Here is an 18,749-nt window from a genome sequence, read left to right on the forward strand (position 1 = left end):
ATTAAAAATTATTTGATAAGGAAGTTGAATTTATCCATGTTTTTCAACGCAATCCCTGTACCGCGTACTACTGCTCTCAAAGGATCTTCAGCTACGAAAACAGGAAGACCTGTTTTTTTGTGCAATCTGTCTGCAAGACCTCTTAGTAAAGCACCTCCTCCTGCAAGATAGATTCCGGTTTTATAAATATCTGCTGCTAATTCCGGTGGTGTAAGAGAAAGGGTTTCCATTACCGAATCTTCAATTCTGATAATTGATTTATCTAAAGCACGGGCAATTTCCTTGTAACCTACCATGATTTCCTTTGGTTTACCGGTAATAAGATCTCTTCCCTGTACCGGAATATCATCAATATCCACATCAAGATCTTCAACAGCAGAACCTACTTCAATTTTTACTCTTTCCGCAGTTCTTTCTCCGATATATAAATTGTGGTGAGTTCTTAAGAAATAAGCAATATCATTGGTAAATACATCTCCTGCAATTTTTACAGATTTATCGCAAACAATACCTCCTAAAGCCACAACTGCAATTTCGGTGGTACCACCCCCTATATCAATGATCATATTTCCTTCAGGCTTCTGAACGTCAATCCCGACTCCTATCGCAGCGGCCATTGGTTCATAAATCAATCGTACTTCTTTTGCGTTTACTTTCTGAGCAGAATCTCTTACCGCTCTTTTTTCTACTTCTGTAATTCCTGACGGAATACAGATCACGATTCTAAGAGCAGGCTGGATAAATTTTCCTTTAATCCCGGGAATTAACTTGATAAACTCCTTGATCATGTGCTCCGATGCGTGAAAATCTGCAATAACGCCATCCTTTAGCGGACGGATTGTTTTAATATCTTCGTGGGTTTTACCCTGCATATGTTTTGCCTGTTCACCTACTGCTATCGGCTTTCCCGTAGAACGCTCTATCGCAACAATAGATGGCTGGTCTATAACAATTTTATTATTATGGATGATAAGCGTGTTGGCAGTTCCCAGGTCTATCGCAATTTCTTGCGTAAACATATCGAATAAACTCATAATTTTCTCCTTGATTTAAGTTTACAAAGATATAAATTTCACACTAGTAAAAAATAATAAGTTTTATATAATTTGGTTAAATTTTTATTAAAATGATATTTTTACTGATCTTGTTTTTTTAGCCTGTGATTTATTCTTTAATCTTTCGCCTGATTTACAAAATTCCAGCAGTTTATAAAAACAGAAGTCTCCGTGCTGAATTTCAGCCGAAGACTCATATCTTTAATATTTCCTTTTGATAATCAACAAAATATATTATACAACTACATAATCATTTTCATTTCTTTCCATTTTAGACAGATTTCTCCAAGTAGTTTTTACCAAACCTTTTGAAGTCTGAATATTCTTTTTTTCAAAGTGAGCAAGATCTTTAAAAGTTTTCCAGTTACCACCCCAATCCCATCCGTATTTTGCAAAAATTTTCACACATTCATACCAATCTGCAACTCGGTCATTATCCCAGTCCTTCGCAGTGTCCCAGCTTGCCATTTTCCCATCAATAATGAGACAAATGTCTACTGCCAATCCGTAATTATGAATACTCTGTCCTGCCTTTGCATTGGTTACTTTTTTTCCGGAAGTAATCCTTCCGATTGCATATAATTTTTCCTGCTCTTCAAAACTTCTCCACCCCTGGGTAATTCTGATTTTAGCTCTTCCTGTTAATGCTTTATTGCATTCTTTTATAATCTCTTTTACCTCATCTCTTACTAAAGGATGAAGTTTTTCAATTCTTTGCATCGTTGCTTTGTCCATGATTTTTTAAATTTTCAATTTCTCTTGATGCAAATGTAGAGGCGTGATGCGACAAAACTCGTCGTGTTATAAATTATTTAATCAACTGAAAACAAGTAAATTATATTCAATGTTAAAATTTTAATTAAACATAATAATCTATCGAAAAAGTTTTAGATTTGTGTTTTCAAAATACTTTTTTTCTAAATGTACGCTCTGGTAGACTGCAACAATTTTTTCGTGTCCTGTGAAAGAACTTTAGACCCTTCACTGGAAGATAAACCTGTTGTGGTACTTTCCAATAATGACGGATGTGTTGTCTCGAGAAGCAAAGAAGCAAAAGATCTTGGGGTTCCAATGGCTGCACCCGCATTTAAGTACAAAGAGCTTTTTAAGAAATATGATGTAAAAAGTTTTTCGGCAAAATTTGAACTTTACAATTTTAAAAGTCAGGAGGTCATCAGTATTTCCAGATCGTATGTAGGCGAAAAAGATTATGAAGTTTATAGTATTGATGAACTTTTCCTGGATCTACGAAGTTTTAAGTATGTTGATATTTCAGAATACTGTCTTCAGCTTAAAGAAGAAATCAAGCTTAAAACAAACATTCCTGTAAGTATAGGCATTGCGCCCACCAAAACCTTATGTAAAATTGCTAACAGAATTGTAAAAAAAGATCCTGAAAGATTCAATGGAGTTTTTACGCTGGATACTCCTGAAAAAATTGAAAAAGCTTTAAAATGGATCAACATCGATGATGTATGGGGAATCGGAAGACGGCTTGCCATAAAAATGCATGATAACGGCGTTCACAAAGCCTGGGATCTTCTGCAGAAACCTGAAATGTGGGTTCGTAAGATCATGGGAATCCACGGGGTAAGAATGGTGAATGAACTAAAAGGAATCCGCCAGCTCGAATTAGACCCTCCTTCTGCTAAAAAATCTATTGCGGTAACCCGAAGTTTTATGGAAATGCTTACCAAAAAGGAAGATGTTCGGGAACGTGTGGAAACCTTTGGAATGTATTGCTCGGAACGCTTGAGAAAGCAGAATACCTGCTGCAAAATGGTCACGGTTTTTCTACAGACCAACCGCTTCAGAAAAGATTTACCCGAATACAGAAATGCCAAAACCCAAATTCTTCCGAATCCTACCAACTCATCAATTTTGATCAGCAGAGTTGTGAATGACCTGTTTGATTCTATATATGAAGAAGGATTTCATTATAAAAAAGCCGGAGTTATTGTCAACGATTTTGTTCCTGAAGATCAAAGACTGATCAATCTTTTTGAAGAAGATGCCCAAAATCAGCATTTGCCTGTAATGAAAGCCATGGATGCCCTGAATAAAAAATATGGCAAAGATAAAGTACGTCTCGGAAGTATGAGCGGAGAAAACACTTGGGGAAGAAAACAATTATCTCCTGAATATGAAAATTTTTTAAAAAATAATACGCTTACAGAAGCTAATTTTAGATTTCACTAAAATTTAATTGGTTTTTCACGTCTGAAAAATTAATTTCAATCTGGGATTCAGGAAAAGAGTTTCACCGTTTCATTGACCAGAAATTTTACCTGATCCGGTCTTCCTCTATCGGTTTTGGGGAGGTTGTTGTAGCTTCCGGTTCTTACGATGACCATTTTATGCTCAGGAATCATGATAATATACTGCCCCTGTAAACCCAAAAAATAATAATGCTTAATGGGATTATCATGATTGATCCAAAACCCCATTCCGTAAATTTCCTGGGATTTTTTGGTTGGAGCCCGCATTTCGTTAATGAAACTTAGACCTAAAAGCTGTTGACCATCAAATTCACCATCATTTAGAAATAATTGTCCGAGTTTGGCAAAATCTCTTGAAGTAGCGTGAATGCAGCAATAGGTCTTTTCCATTCCCGCTTGATCGGTGCTCCAGATTGCATCATATTCCATTCCCAAAGGAATCCAGAATTTTTTAGATAAATAATCTGCTAAAGTTTGATTCACGGCTTTTTTCACCGCAAAGCCTAAAAGCTGAGTTGAACCACTTTGATATTCAAATGTTTCTCCCGGTCTTCCTTTGAATTTTCTTGAAAAGGTAGCATTGATAAGACTTTTTCCGTAATAAGCTTTTGCATTCGGAAGGAAAGGATTTTTATAATCTTCAATCCAATCCAGCCCAGATTCCATCTGAGCAAGATTCTTTAAAGTAAGATTTCCTGCTAATGTTTTGGTTTTAAACTCATCAAAATAATCAAAGAATTTATCATCAAGACTTTTAATTTTTCCTTCTTCCAGAGCTTTCCCTAACAACATTACGGTTATAGCTTTAGCCATAGAAAAAGAGTTGGTGAGTGATGTTTTTTTGTAATTTTTAAAGTACTGCTCATGCATCAGTTTTCCGTCTTTTACTACTAAAAAAGATGCTGTGTTAGATTGTAATAAATCATCAACGATATTTTTCGGTAATTCTTTTTTATTATAATCTTCCGTTTTTTTCCAAGCTTTTGGGGTTTTAGTAGAAATGATATTTCCCGTAAAATAATTTCCGTCATCAATATTTGCGCTGGTTTTTCCTTTCAGATAGGTTTTAGAAATACCGTTCAGTAGATATTCGTAGCCGGAAATGTATAGAGCAAGAATTGCAATAACAAAAAAAACTACAACAGAAATGAGAATTACCATAATGTTTGATCTTGAACAAATTTAAACTAATTTTAAAATCATGCCTAAAAAAAGCCCTGATTTCTCAAGGCTTTCTGTTTATATTTTGGCAAGTAAATTTCTGAAACTTGTTTTTTCGTCGATAATTCTTCTCAGTTCAGAAACCGGAACTCTTTCCTGTTGCATCGTGTCTCTGTCTCTTATGGTCACCGTATGATCTGTAAGTGAATCGTGATCTACGGTAATACAATAAGGTGTACCGATGGCGTCTTGTCTTCTGTAGCGCTTTCCAATCGCATCTTTCTCTTCGTAGAATAAATTGAAATCGTATTTCAGATCGTTGAAAATATTCTCTGCATACTCAGCTAAACCATCTCTCTTCATTAACGGTAAAATCGCTGCTTTAATTGGAGCTAAAGCTGGTGGTAAAGATAAAACTGTTCTTTCTGAGCCGTCTTCTAATGTTTCATCTCTTAAGCAATGAGAGAAAATAGAAAGGAATAATCTGTCTAGACCTACTGAAGTTTCTACAACATAAGGAACATAATTTTCATTTCTTTCCGGATCGAAGAACTGCAATTTTCTTCCTGAGAATTCCTCGTGCGCTTTTAAATCGAAATCTGTTCTCGAGTGAATACCTTCCAATTCTTTAAATCCGAATGGGAAATTAAATTCAATATCAGCTGCAGCATTCGCATAATGTGCCAATTTCTCATGATCGTGGAATCTGTAATTTTCGTTTCCTAAACCAAGAGCCAAATGCCAGTTCAGACGTTTTTGCTTCCACTGTTCGTAGAATTCAAGTTCAGTTCCGGGAGCAACAAAGAACTGCATTTCCATCTGTTCGAATTCACGCATTCTGAAAATAAACTGTCTTGCAACAATTTCATTTCTAAATGCTTTACCAATTTGTGCGATACCGAAAGGAAGTCTGTGACGCGAAGTTTTCTGTACGTTTAAAAAGTTAACGAAAATACCCTGCGCTGTTTCTGGTCTTAAGTAAAGATCCATCGCAGAATCTGCAGAAGCACCCAATTTAGTTCCGAACATCAGGTTGAATTGTCTTACTTCCGTCCAGTTTTTAGAACCTGTATCCGGATCAGCAATTTCCAATTCTTCAATTAATGCTTTTACATCAGCAAGATCTTCATTTTCTAAAGATTTTGCCAACCTTGAAAGAATTTGTTCTCTTTTGGCTCTATATTCTAAGATTTTTGGGTTTGTCGCTTCAAATTGAGCTTTATCGAAAGACTCTCCGAATCTTTTCGCTGCTTTTTCAATTTCTTTGTTTTCTTTATCTTCAATTTTAGCACAATAATCTTCTACCAAAACATCTGCTCTGAAACGTTTTTTAGAATCTTTATTATCAATCAAAGGATCATTAAAGGCATCAACGTGACCAGAAGCTTTCCAGGTTGTCGGGTGCATCAGAATTGCAGAATCAATTCCTACAATATTTTCGTTCAGCTGTACCATTGCCTTCCACCAATATTGTTTGATATTATTTTTCAGTTCTGCACCATTCTGTCCATAATCATAAACAGCGGATAATCCATCGTAGATCTCACTGGAAGGGAAAATGAAACCGTATTCTTTAGCGTGAGAAATCACTTTCTTGAAAACATCTTCTTGCTTTGCCATAAATTTTTCGTCTTGTGTGCAAAAATAGTGAAAAAGCGGGAAGTTAGAAGCAGGGTGATGCAAGTTTTTAATTTTGAATTTATTAGGAGTCAAGAATCTGCTTGTAGTTTATCCTGAGCTTGTCGAAGAGCTATATCTTTTTTTCCGGCGCTTTTTCAGGTAACGCAGAAAAAGGATGCCGCTAAAATCAGGACTAGGGAGAAAAGTACACTTTAAAAGAAATTTTGGGCAGCAAACCTCATAGGTTTCCAAAACCTATGAGGTTTAGTAATAATCATCGTTACAAATACATTTAATTTACAAAAACAAAAAACCGTTAGGTTTATGTGTAAATTTCAAAAATTTATTTTACATTGTAGATTACAATAGAAATTTATTATGAGAAAAAGATTCGAATATAAAACAGTTATTATTGAGCCTAAAGGATTTTGGGGAACCAAATATGAGCCTGCAGATATTGATAAAACGCTAAATCAGTACGGAAGTGAGGGATGGGAATTAGTGACGGCAGAAAGTAGAGATTATGGAGGGAGTTTTTATGGTATTATTTATACTTTTAAAAGAGAGTTATAAGACTAATTATCTTAGTTTTGCCCCATGTTAGAAATCCTTTATCGTGACAAACATCTTATTGCGATCAATAAACCCAGCGGATTATTAGTTCATAAATCTTTTTATTCGGGAGAGGCAGATACATACGCAATTCAGGAACTGAGAAAGCAGATCGGACAAAAAGTTTATCCTGTACATCGTTTAGACCGAAAAACTTCTGGTGTTTTGTTGTTTACTTTAGATAAAGAAACTCTGCGAATGATGAGTGAACAGTTTGCCACAAGAGAAGTTGAGAAAAAATACATCGCTATTCTCCGCGGCTGGACAAAAGAAGAGGAAACCATTGATTATGATCTGGTAAATGAGAATGAAATCAAGCAAAATGCAATTACCTATTATCGCCGATTACAAACTTCTGAAATCAATTTACCTTTTTTAAAACATCAGACTTCGAGATATTCTTTGGTGGAAGCGATTCCGCATACTGGAAGGTTTCACCAGCTGAGAAAACATTTTAAACATATTTTACATCCGATTTTAGGCTGTCGAAAACATGGATGCAATAAACAGAATAAACTGTGGCTTCAGACATTTAGCATCAACAAAATGACGCTTCATGCCCATCGTTTGATTTTTAATCATCCTATTTCTAACGAAAGAATTACGGTAAATGCTACTATAGATGATGAATTTAAGCAGGTAGGGGATATTTTGAATTTTGATTTGAGCTCTTATTCCTAATAATTTAAATTAATTTAAACGCAAAGAGTATATTTTATCTTGTATTATTTTAGACGGCAAAGGCAAATAAATTTGCTACGCTAAGCTTAAAATCATGGCTTAATCAAATCAACTTGTAGATTAATACTTTGCTCCTTAAAACCGAATATATTCAAATGAAAAACTTTGCGTTTAATTTTTATATTTTCAGTATAAAAATTACTCATTCGTACGATTTTTTTAAATTTTATTCTGAAGAACTTGCTACTTTATCTTTTCAATTCTGTAAGCATTTAACGCAAAGATCTATTTCCCTACTTTTTATTTTAAGCAGCAAAGGCAAATAAATTTGCTACGCAAAGCTTGAAAACATAGCTTAATCAAATCAACTTGTTGATTAATACTTTGCTCCTTAAAATTAATTTTCAATAAAATCCATCTTTGCGTTAAAAAACTCCCGAAGGTTTACAGATAAAATAGATTATTGCAATTCGAGTTTATCTATCACATATCAATAAGCCATTAATTTTAAAATGAGTACTTTTGTAAAACTTTTTTTCAATGTACAAATCGCTCATTCGCCCCATTCTTTTCAAATTTGATCCTGAAGAAGTTCATCATTTTACTTTTTCCGTGTTGAAAAATTTCGGATTTCTTACTAAATTATTTTTACCAAAACCAATTGAAGATAAACGTCTGGAAAGAGAAGTTTTCGGGCTGAAATTTAAAAATCCGGTTGGCTTAGCAGCAGGTTTCGATAAGAATGCAGTTTTGTTCAACGAACTGGGAGATTTAGGCTTCGGATTTGTTGAAATTGGCACGGTTACGCCAAAAGCGCAGGCTGGAAATCCTAAGAAAAGACTTTTCCGTCTCATCGAAGATGGTGGAATCATCAACAGAATGGGTTTCAACAACGATGGTCTTGAAGCTGCGATTCAAAAACTGAAAGAGAACAAAGGCAGGATCATCATCGGCGGAAACATCGGAAAAAACACCACTACAACACCGGAAAATTATACTCAGGATTATCTCGAGTGTTTTGAAGGCCTACATCCTTATGTAGATTATTTCGTTCTGAATGTGAGTTGTCCGAATGTAGGAAGTCACGCAAAACTGGAAGATGTGGAATATTTGCGAGAGTTGATTACCGCAGTAAAAGCAATCAATCATACTAAAGTAAATCCAAAACCTATTCTTTTAAAAATTGCTCCGGATTTGAATAACCAACAGCTTGACGAGATTATCGAACTGATTGCAGAAACTAAGATTGACGGAATTGTAGTTTCTAACACTTCCGTGAACAGAGAAGGTCTGAAAACTTCACCTGAAACTTTGGCGCAAATCGGAAACGGTGGTTTAAGCGGAAAACCAATCCGTGAGCGAAGTACAAAAATGATTAAATATCTTTCTGATAAAAGTAACCGTGCTTTCCCAATCATTGGAGTGGGCGGAATTCATTCTGCGAAAGATGCGTTGGAGAAGCTGGATGCAGGAGCAACTTTAGTTCAGTTGTACACAGGCTTTATTTACGAAGGTCCGGAATTGATTAATGATATTAATAAGGCGATTTTAACGAGAGCGAGCCGTTTGCCAAGATAATATTAGAGTAAAATATAGTGAAAGCGAAACTAATGAGGTTTTGCTTTTTGTTACTTTATAAAAAAAAATGCGAAATCGTATAAATAATCAAACCCACCAATCCGCCGACCAAAGTTCCGTTCACGCGGATGAATTGCAGGTCTTTACCAACTTCTAATTCAAGCTTTTCGCTCAATTCTTTACCTTCCCAATTTCCAACTGTTGAGCTTATTAAAGTCGAAGCTTGATGTGTATTTCTTAGAATGTATTTGTATGCTGTAACTCTTATCCAATGATCAATTTTATTCTGAAGATTTTCATCCGTTTTCAAATTCCGGGAAAATTCATTCAGGTTTTTAGATACATAGTTTTTTAATGAAGAATCATCACTTCTGAGCTCTTCTGTCAATGTCTTTTTAATAGAGATCCAGATGTCGGTTGAGTATTCTGCCAGTTTATCGTTCTTTAAAAGATCATTTTTAATGGTTTTAAATTCATCATTCCATTTAGGATTTTCTTTTAAATCATTAGAAAATTCGTAGATTCTCTCCGTAATTAGATTTCTGATTTCATGTTGAGAATCTTCTTCAATTTCTTTAAAAAAATCTGAAAGTCCACTTGTAATTTTATCTGCAATTTTCTGATCAACAAATGAAGGTATAAAAGAATAACTGCCTTTTTTTACTCTTTCCTGAATCATTTTATCATTCTCAATAATATAGCTTTTAATTTGCTTGGAAAGGTTGGTAATGATCTTCTGATGATCGTTTTTGTCTAAAAGATAAATAATTCCGTTTCCGAGAATCGTATTCAGTTGAATATTATCAGTCATTTCAGACATTTTCTTGCTGATAAAAGAACTGACCTGCGAATCATCAAGTTTATGTAAAATATCCAAAACAATATCCGAAATATTTTTAATTAAAACCTCCTGATTATTTTTCTTTCCGAGCCATTCCCCTACAAAGCCTGAAATTTTCAGCTTCTGAATGTATGGGCGAATCGTCTGAGGCGACAAAAAATTAGAAACCACAAAGTTTCCCAGATTATCCCCAAGTTTTTGTTTGCTGTTCTCAATAAGGTTTGTATGCGGGATTGGAAGCCTAAGAGGACGACGGAACAATGCGGTTACCGCAAACCAATCTGCCAAAGCTCCCACCATTGCAGCTTCGGAAAATGCTCTTACATATCCTATCCAATGAGAATCATGTGTTTTCTGTAAAATAGTAGTTAAAACAAAAATAACCGCCATCAAAACAAAAAGTCCTGTGGCAAAAGCTTTATATTTATTGAGTTGTTTTCTTTTGATGTCATCATTCATATCATTAAATATAATAAATTGGTGATGAGTTCGTTTAGTTGATATAGATATTGCAAAATCAATCTTAAACAAACTCAAAAAACATTCCACAAATGGATTTTAACTTAATTTTTAACAATAAATTTCATTATAAAACGGAAGAATTTGCGTTAAAGTTTCTTAAATTGAGTTAAACTGTTGCTACAATAACCCACTGACAATTATGTTTTTATAATTTTGCATGACCTAGTTGAATTTAACATAATATTTGAATGAAAGGATTTTATAGCTTATTAGGAATGGTTTATCTCATAACAACCTCTTTTTATCTTTCTCCAGAGAAAAATATTACAAGAAAAACCATTACCGAAAAACCAGTAAAAATAACGACCAAAAACACATCAAATGAAAAAACAGGCAATCTGAGCTCTTCGGAAGAGCTTTACAATGCCATTTTATTTGAAAATGACAATAAACTGAATTTCGATGTTTTCTCAAAAGCAATTTTAGGATTTAATAATCTTAAAAAAGCAGGGAAACTTGATGAAAATGCCCACTTGCTTACTGTCTGTGATTTCTCTATGTCATCCAACAGAAAAAGACTTTGGGTCATTGATATGAATGAAAGAAAAGTAGTATTTAACTCTTTGGTAGCACACGGAAAAAATACAGGAGAAGAGTTTGCCGAAAAATTTTCAAATATCGAAAGCTCTTATCAAAGCAGTTTAGGATTTTACATTACTGACACCACTTATGAGGGCGGAAACGGTTACTCACTAAGATTATTGGGAATGGATAAAGGTTTTAATGATGCCGCTTTACAAAGAGCCGTAGTAATGCACGGTGCAGATTACGTAAGTGAAGAATTTGCCGCCGCTCACAAAAGAATCGGAAGAAGTTGGGGTTGCCCCGCTGTTCCCAGAGCTTTGGCAGAACCTATTATTAATACCATAAAAGGGAAAAATGTACTCTTCATTTACTATCCTGATGATAATTATCTTGCCTCTTCCGAGTGGTTGAAATCATAAAAACAAAAGCAGTCAGATTTGGCTGCTTTTTTTTCTTAGAGGCTGAATCAACTTTATTCAATAAAAATTTTATAGCACATAATTTCACGGTATTTTTTTCGATTATGTGATTGACAATCAAAATAAATTTCATGCAAATTTATAATTAATTGTAAGCAGGTTTTATTTAGAATATTTATAAACTTTCTAATGTTTGGTACGAGTGACAATAGACGAGTTTATTACTTCTGCTAATTACTTACTTTTGTAATACTATTTTAACTAATACCATGGCTGTTAATAAAATAAAACCATTTCTTTATCTGGCAACTTTCTATTTGATTATATCTTTAATCATTAGAATTATTTTTTTATTCCATCCGATTACTACAGCAAGTTTCGGAGTAGCAGAAACTTTTAAAATAATTCTTGTAGGATCTCTGAATGATATTTTGGTTTTTGTTTTAGCAAGCACTTTTCTTGCGTTGTATTTACTTTTTCTATCAGATTTAAAATACCAAAAGCCTTACGGACAAATCATTTTAGGGATTTTAATGCTGTTTTTCTTGTACATTCTCCTTATTCCGAATAACATCTTCAAACAGTATGGAGGCTCAGTTGCAGAAGTTGCTCTGGCTTTCATCGGATTAAAAATTATCTGTTTCGCATTAATGCTTTTCTTACCGAAAAAGCGTATGAAAATCAGAAATATATTGTATTTCGTTACTCTTTTTCTTTATGTTTTAGTCATAGTCTTCAATGCGGTAAGCGAATATTTTTTCTATAATGAATTCGGGTTGAGATATAATTTTATCGCAGTAGATTATTTGATTTACACCAATGAAGTAATCGGAAATATTATGGAAAGTTATCCTGTTATACCTTTGTTTTCTGCAATTTTTTTTGTAGCACTGATGGTGACAGTTTTCATTTACAAAAGAACAAAAAATGAGCTTTTACAGCTTCCGGTTTTAAAAGAAAAGTTTATTTTGTTGGGAGTATTTGTTATTTTAATTGGAGTAAGTTTATCTGGCTTAAATTTTACAACTAAGATAAAAGGAGATAGTGTTTTTGAAGAAGAAATCGAAGCCAATGGTCTTCCAAAATTCTATTGGGCATTTACTCATAACGAGCTGGATTATTTTCAATTTTATCCTGAAATCAACGAAAATCAGGCTGAAAAAAACTTTTTAGCTCAGTTTTCACCTTCTGCTTTAGAAAGAAATATTGTTTCTGATCAACCAGAGATGAAGAAAAATGTTGTTTTAATCTCTGTTGAAAGTTTATCTGCAAAGTTTTTGGAACACTATGGAAACACTCAGAAAATCACCCCCTTTTTAGATAGTCTTGCGGACAAGTCTTTGATGTTTACTAATCTTTATGCAACAGGGAACAGGACGGTTAGAGGTTTGGAGGCATTAACGCTCTGTATCCCTCCTACAGCGGGAGAAAGCATCATCAAAAGAGAAAACAATAAAAATAAGTTTACCACCGGAAGTGTTTTCAGATCGAAAGGTTATGATGTAAAATTCTTATACGGAGGATATAGCTATTTTGATAATATGCAGGATTTTTTTGCAGGAAACGGGTATGACATCGTAGACAGGAATAATTTCAAACCTGAAGAAATTACTTTTGCTAATGTTTGGGGAGTCGCAGATGAAGATATGGCTTACAAAGCAATTCAAACGATGAATGCAGAGGCTAAATCAGGAAAACCCTTTTTTAATCACTGGATGACGGTTTCCAATCATCGACCATTTACCTATCCTGAAGGAAAAATTGATATTCCCGGAAATGTAAAATCACGTGAAGGCGGAGTCAAATATACAGATTATGCATTGAAAAAGTTTTTCGATATGGCAAAAAAACAGGATTGGTACAAGAATACTGTTTTTGTGATCATTGCTGATCATTGTGCTTCAAGCGCAGGAGACACAGAGCTTCCGATGGATAAATACAGGATTCCTGCTATAGTTTTTTCGGAAGGCTTTATTCAGCCACAAAAATTTACAAAAGTCATGTCTCAGATTGATATAATGCCTACTGTTTTCGGACTGCTTAATTTTACTTATCAATCTAAATTTTTAGGACAGAATGTTTTCAGTAATGAATTTCAGCCAAAAGCGTATGTGGCAACTTACGAAGATTTAGGTTTTGTGAAGGATTATTATTTAACCGTTATTTCTCCTGTAAGAAAAGTAAAACAATATGCCCTGATTCAGCAAAAAAATAATTTGGCACCAGAATTTAATATCATTTTTGAAGAAAAAGAGTTAAATGAAAAAGATCAGGATAAAAATGCTGTTTATACTGCCATCTCAGCCTATCAGTCTACCTCTTACTGGCTTAAAAAAAATCAGCTTAACCGCTAAATAATTATAAAATATTACAAGGCTGATAAATTGTATGTATTTAATTTTTAAATTTACAAACAAATAAAAAATACAACTATGAAATGGACAAACGACAGAAGTGATAATGTGGATGACAGGCGTGGTTCTGGTGGAGGCGGAGCAATTGTCGGCGGAGGTTTAGGAACAATTATCATCGCAGCAATTGTTTTTTTCTTGGGTGGAGATCCTTCTGCAATTCTTTCTTCTGGCACAAGCTCACCGCAAAGAACAGAACAGAGAGAACTTACTCAGGAAGAACTGAAGATAAGAACATTTATCAGTATGCTTACCAAAGAAAACGAACAAACCTGGACAAAAGTTTTTTCTGAAAACGGAATGCAGTACAAACCGGCAAGAGTAGTCTTGTTTGAGCAAAATACAGATTCGGGATGCGGGACAGCACAGTCTGCAATGGGACCGTTTTATTGTCCTACAGATCAATCGGTGTATATGGACATGAGTTTTTTTAATGAGCTTCAGCAAAGATTCGGAGCAAAAGTTACGGAGTTTACTGTAGCTTACGTTTTAGCCCATGAAATGGGACACCACGTGCAGAATCTTTTAGGAACATTGGATCAAACCAATAACGCCAGAAGAAGCGGGCGATATTCTGAAGAGCAACTCAACAGAATCTCTGTAGCAACAGAACTTCAGGCAGATTTTTATGCCGGACTTTGGGCAAGAATTACAGGTGACCTTGAAAACTCTTTTATTGAACCCGGAGATCTGGAATCTGCCGTCAATGCCGCAGAGGCGGTTGGTGATGATAATATTCAGAGAAGATCACAGGGATATGTAAATCAGGAAGGTTTTACCCACGGTTCTTCCGAACAAAGAAGGGAATGGTTTATGAAAGGATACAATTCCGGAGATATAAGACAGGGTGATACATTTCGCCAGTTGATAAGATAGTTTAAAACCTGAAGAATTTCTTCAGGTTTTTTTATGAAGCTAATAGGTGCTATAAACTAATGTTTAAGGAAAAAAGCCGTAAATTTGAAGGGTTCTAAATAAGGAATCTATTATAAAAATTATTTAAATGTTTGACATTCAGGAAATCAGAAGTCAGTTTTCTATATTAAATCAGGAAGTGAATGGTAAGCCATTGGTTTACTTAGATAATGCAGCGACATCTCAAAAACCTAATTCAGTTCTGGAAGTTTGGAATCAGTATTACACAGAGCTTAATGCAAATGTACATCGTGGAATTCATACTTTAAGTCAATTGGCAACCGAAGAAATGGAGCTTTCGAGAAGAAAAATCCAGAAATTTATCAATGCTAAACATGATTTTGAAGTCATTTTCACCAAAGGAACCACCGAAGGTTTAAACCTCATCTCTTATATTTTAACTCAAAAATTAAAAAAAGATGATGAAATTATCATTTCTTATTTGGAGCATCATTCGAATATTGTTCCCTGGCAATTGCTTTGTGAAAGAACAGGTGCTAAATTGAGAGTGATTCCGATGGATGAAAACGGAATCCTTCAACTGGATTTTTTAGATCAGTTTTTAAGCGAAAAAACAAAAGTGGTTTCAGTGAATCAGGTTTCTAATGCATTGGGAATTGTAAACCCTGTTGAAGAGATTATTGCCAGAACAAGAGCTAATTCTGATGCTTACATCGTAATTGATGGTGCTCAGTCTGCGCCGCATTTTCAGATTGATGTACAGAAATTAGACTGCGATTTCTTTGTGTTTTCGGGACATAAAATGTATGCTCCGATGGGAACCGGAATTTTATACGGAAAAGAAAATATTCTGGAAAACCTTCCTCCCTTTCACGGTGGAGGTGAAATGATTGCTGTTTGTTCTTTTGATCAAACCACTTACGCCGGTTTGCCTTTTAAATATGAAGCAGGAACTCCAAATGTTGGAGGAAATATTGCTTTGGGAGCAGCCGTTGATTTCATTGAAAAAGTTGGACATCAGAATATTCAGAATCACGAAAATGCTTTGTTAGAATATGCACAAAGGCAACTTTTGGAAATCGAAGGGCTAAAAGTGTATGGTGAAAAAGCTCACAGAACGGGAGTGGTTTCGTTTAACTTAGAAGGAATTGGGATTTCTTCGGATGTAGGAATGATTCTTGATAAAATGGGTGTTGCCGTAAGAACTGGACATCATTGTACACAGCCAATTATGGATTTCTTTAATATTGCCGGAACCGTAAGAGCAAGTTTCGCGGTTTATAATACTTTTAATGAAATTGATTTGCTTGTAGAAGGTGTAAAAAAGGCTAAAAGAATGCTTGCTTAATAAAAAAGTGAGGATGTTCGTTTCTTTCTCAAAATTGCAGGAACTAATAGAGATAGGATTAGATGAGATTCATAGCGATTCGAAATAAAAAAAACTATTGCTGGAGCTGGATCCCTGTTGATAGATTTGGGGGAATGCTTTGTGGGTTTTGTTTGTGGAAAAGAAATACATCCATCTTCAAAAAACTCTGGAATAAATAAAAAATAAGGAGATGATTGGTTTTTGTAGCAATTATTCGAAAAGCTATTCGGTATTGATTACTATAGAAAAACATTGTGAATCGAAAAAAGAAACATTTACAATGAAGGTTATAATTCCAGGATTAGACATTATTGAGTAAGATTCAAAAGAAAAACAAAATGCTATTCTAAGAAACAAATTATACCGGAAAACTCTTTGAAATTACTCTTCTTAAAATTACAAAAAAGATCACTTAAAAATATTTTTGTAACTTAGCAGACTTTTTATAAAAATTTTAACATATGACAAATTCTAGAGCAAGAGAAACCACCGAGGCAATTGAAAGACTATATATATCTATGAGACACCTGTTTTATAGAGGTTTTTTTAAGCCAAGCGGAGTTTCCGGAGAAAGCATTAGAAGTTTGTTGAAGACGATCAATCCGGAAATTTACGGTACCATGAGTATTCCGAGCAAATTGGAGCTTAATGGTTTGATGTATGTTTTAGACAGGCTTCCAGAAGGTATTGAAGAATGTGCTTTTATACATCTTACATCAGATGAAGGTTTTGACAAAGGAAGCTTCGAGCCGATTGTTCCTAAAAAAAGACGAAGAAACTGTTACAGAATTGATGAGCACCAAATGAATATTGAGGTTCTTTTGGGGCGGTCAGAAATTTATGATATTCTTACCCATTTAACATTTTTGTTTATTGAGGCAGACAAAATTAGAAATCTCGCCTTCATCCAAGAGGAAAACTGGAAACCGACAAGAGCTTTCAAAATTATTGAAGAGGTAGTAAAAGGAGAAAAGAAATTCAGCCGAAAAGAAAAAGAAGTTGCATTGATTCATCTGTCTTCTCTAATAGGAAGAACATTTGACGAAACTTTAAATGCTTATAATACTTTTGGAGATGATGAAAATCCGGACAGATTATTCAAAATAATCTATCATTTAGGCAAAGTAAGTCTTGAAGATGCTAAAGAAACCAGAGAAAGAGAGATTTATTTCAGTGCTATTTTAAAAGAAAGGGTAGGACATCATTATTTTGGTGAAAAATGGGCGCATAAACTGAAGGAAGTTTTGTTTGAAAATGATCTTCACATGAGACCGCTTCACATTATTTCTGCCAATATGCATTCTGTAAAAAATATGCTGTTTGCCAACGATGCACTGAAGAAAAAACAGACGAAAGACGTTGATTATAAATTGTACGAAGAAATTTCCAATAAAAAAGATCTTCGGGATAAAGTTCTGAAATATTCTCAGGAGCAGGGTTTAATTTATATTGATGATAAAAGCGGAAGTAATATTGACGTTCAGATTATTGATTTAAAATCTGTTGATTTAAAAAATACACCATTCAGCAATACTAAATTTAGCGGGGATGATGTAGTTTTGGTTTTCGACTATGCTTTTGGAGAACAGGCTTTTGAAGTGATGGACGAGCTTTTAAGACCATTCGAGCAGAAAGGTGAAGTGTATATGATGAAAGTAAAATCTGTATCAATCATGGGTAAAGCAGGAATTCTTGCCGGTGGGAAAGGAGATATTATGATCCCGACTTCGCATATTTTTGAAGGAACAGCAGATAACTATCCTTTTGAAAATGCTTTGAAGCTGGAAGATTTTATTGATGACGAACTTCAGGCTTTTGAAGGTCCTATGATTACCGTTTTGGGAACTTCCCTTCAAAACAGAGATATTCTTTCCTACTTTATGAATACGTCATGGAAAGCGATTGGTCTGGAAATGGAAGGAGCGCACTATCAGAAAGCCATTCAGGTGGCTTCTAAAATCAGGCATCATATTGCACCGGATTTATTTGTTTGCTATGCCTATTATGCTTCAGATAATCCTTTGGAAACTGGAAGCACACTTTCTTCAGGTGGTTTGGGATTGACGGGCGTGAAACCTACTTACCTGATTACTTTGAGAATTTTAGAGAAAATTTTACAAAGTGGAGCAAAAGAGGCTTCGGCTAAGAAATAGTTTTCAAGTGGTATAAATAATGCAATCCTTCAAGATTTTAAAACCTTGAAGGATTTTTTTTAAAAATTTTCAACCAAATTAAGTTTTATTCGGCGCGTTAAAAAAATAAACTAAAATAATTATCTTTAAATAAATAAAACAAATGAGCACAGCTTTACAATTAGCCAAAAGATTCAGAGAGGTAATTCTTGACGGGAAATGGATTGCCAATACCAATTTCAGAGATCAGCTTTCTGACATAAGCTGGGAACAGGCAACAACGAAAATTGCCAACCTGAATACGATTGCGATGCTTACTTTTCATATTGATTATTATATTGCCGGGTTAATCAATTTTTTTGAAGGTGGCAATTTGGAAATCAGAGATCAATACAGTTTTGATCTTCCTCCAATTGAATCCCAGCTGGAATGGAACAATCTTTTGAATAAATTTTGGAGTGATGCTGAAAAATTTGCCGATTTGCTGGAGAAAATACCCGATTCTAAAATGAATGAAAGTTTCGTAGATGAAAAATACGGAACGTATCTTAGAAATATTGACGGAATGATTGAGCATGCTTATTATCATTTGGGGCAGATTACTTTGATAAAAAAGTTATTGAATTGATTTGAAACAAGCTACTCTGAATCAAAGGAAGATTTTCTAAATAAAATTTCATTTACCAGTTTTATATTTACAATACGATTTTAGCCTCTTTCAAAATTTA

At 34.4% G+C, this 18,749-nt stretch carries 15 protein-coding genes; 10 read left to right on the forward strand and 5 right to left on the reverse strand.

The features are described 5' to 3' along the window. Positions 1-8 precede the first annotated feature (8 nt). Both FOL89_RS12995 and FOL89_RS13000 read right to left on the reverse strand, forming a co-directional pair. On the reverse strand, positions 9-1,034 hold the full coding sequence (locus FOL89_RS12995) for a rod shape-determining protein (protein ID WP_089743371.1): 1,026 nt from the start codon (positions 1,032-1,034) through the stop codon (positions 9-11). Between the two features lie 255 nt (positions 1,035-1,289). After that, on the reverse strand, positions 1,290-1,790 hold the full coding sequence (locus tag FOL89_RS13000) for a M15 family metallopeptidase (protein WP_144283224.1): 501 nt from the start codon (positions 1,788-1,790) through the stop codon (positions 1,290-1,292). A 186-nt stretch (positions 1,791-1,976) separates the two neighbouring features. On the opposite strand from FOL89_RS13000, the gene FOL89_RS13005 reads away from it, so the two are divergent. Further along, positions 1,977-3,254, forward strand: a complete 1,278-nt coding sequence (locus tag FOL89_RS13005) for a Y-family DNA polymerase (RefSeq protein WP_144283225.1) — start codon at positions 1,977-1,979, stop codon at positions 3,252-3,254. A 47-nt stretch (positions 3,255-3,301) separates the two neighbouring features. Here FOL89_RS13005 and FOL89_RS13010 read toward each other — a convergent pair whose 3' ends face one another. Then, positions 3,302-4,435: a serine hydrolase domain-containing protein gene (locus tag FOL89_RS13010; protein WP_144283226.1), complete on the reverse strand. Its 1,134-nt coding sequence runs from the start codon at positions 4,433-4,435 to the stop codon at positions 3,302-3,304. Positions 4,436-4,513: 78 nt separating this feature from the next. Then, entirely contained in the window at positions 4,514-6,055 is a 1,542-nt protein-coding gene (locus FOL89_RS13015; protein ID WP_144283227.1) for a glycine--tRNA ligase, read from the reverse strand. A gap of 378 nt (positions 6,056-6,433) precedes the next feature. On the opposite strand from FOL89_RS13015, the gene FOL89_RS13020 reads away from it, so the two are divergent. The 3 genes from FOL89_RS13020 to FOL89_RS13030 all read left to right on the forward strand — a co-directional run bounded on the left by FOL89_RS13020 (position 6,434) and on the right by FOL89_RS13030 (position 8,926). After that, on the forward strand, positions 6,434-6,628 hold the full coding sequence (locus tag FOL89_RS13020; protein WP_056011787.1) for a DUF4177 domain-containing protein: 195 nt from the start codon (positions 6,434-6,436) through the stop codon (positions 6,626-6,628). A 24-nt stretch (positions 6,629-6,652) separates the two neighbouring features. Then, positions 6,653-7,348: a pseudouridine synthase gene (locus FOL89_RS13025; RefSeq protein WP_144283228.1), complete on the forward strand. Its 696-nt coding sequence runs from the start codon at positions 6,653-6,655 to the stop codon at positions 7,346-7,348. A gap of 540 nt (positions 7,349-7,888) precedes the next feature. Then, on the forward strand, positions 7,889-8,926 hold the full coding sequence (locus FOL89_RS13030) for a quinone-dependent dihydroorotate dehydrogenase (RefSeq protein WP_144283229.1): 1,038 nt from the start codon (positions 7,889-7,891) through the stop codon (positions 8,924-8,926). Positions 8,927-8,981: 55 nt separating this feature from the next. Here FOL89_RS13030 and FOL89_RS13035 read toward each other — a convergent pair whose 3' ends face one another. Next, positions 8,982-10,226, reverse strand: a complete 1,245-nt coding sequence (locus FOL89_RS13035; RefSeq protein ID WP_144283230.1) for a DUF445 domain-containing protein — start codon at positions 10,224-10,226, stop codon at positions 8,982-8,984. A 251-nt stretch (positions 10,227-10,477) separates the two neighbouring features. Between FOL89_RS13035 and FOL89_RS13040 the strand changes: the two genes are divergently transcribed. From FOL89_RS13040 to FOL89_RS13065, 6 genes are all read left to right on the forward strand, one after another. Next, complete coding sequence (locus FOL89_RS13040) at positions 10,478-11,233, forward strand: murein L,D-transpeptidase catalytic domain family protein (RefSeq protein WP_144283231.1); 756 nt, start codon at positions 10,478-10,480, stop codon at positions 11,231-11,233. 269 nt (positions 11,234-11,502) lie between these two features. Continuing rightward, positions 11,503-13,587: an LTA synthase family protein gene (locus tag FOL89_RS13045; protein ID WP_144283232.1), complete on the forward strand. Its 2,085-nt coding sequence runs from the start codon at positions 11,503-11,505 to the stop codon at positions 13,585-13,587. A gap of 78 nt (positions 13,588-13,665) precedes the next feature. Then, on the forward strand, positions 13,666-14,520 hold the full coding sequence (ypfJ, locus tag FOL89_RS13050; protein WP_144283233.1) for a KPN_02809 family neutral zinc metallopeptidase: 855 nt from the start codon (positions 13,666-13,668) through the stop codon (positions 14,518-14,520). 127 nt (positions 14,521-14,647) lie between these two features. Continuing rightward, the gene (locus FOL89_RS13055) at positions 14,648-15,868 is read left to right on the forward strand and encodes an aminotransferase class V-fold PLP-dependent enzyme (RefSeq protein ID WP_144283234.1); all 1,221 of its coding nucleotides are present in this window, start codon (positions 14,648-14,650) and stop codon (positions 15,866-15,868) included. A 482-nt stretch (positions 15,869-16,350) separates the two neighbouring features. Continuing rightward, on the forward strand, positions 16,351-18,042 hold the full coding sequence (locus FOL89_RS13060) for a DUF6909 family protein (RefSeq protein ID WP_144283235.1): 1,692 nt from the start codon (positions 16,351-16,353) through the stop codon (positions 18,040-18,042). A gap of 142 nt (positions 18,043-18,184) precedes the next feature. Continuing rightward, on the forward strand, positions 18,185-18,649 hold the full coding sequence (locus tag FOL89_RS13065; protein ID WP_144283236.1) for a DinB family protein: 465 nt from the start codon (positions 18,185-18,187) through the stop codon (positions 18,647-18,649). Positions 18,650-18,749: the final 100 nt, after the last annotated feature.

This window comes from Chryseobacterium echinoideorum (assembly GCF_007474535.1).
Taxonomy (GTDB): domain Bacteria; phylum Bacteroidota; class Bacteroidia; order Flavobacteriales; family Weeksellaceae; genus Chryseobacterium; species Chryseobacterium echinoideorum.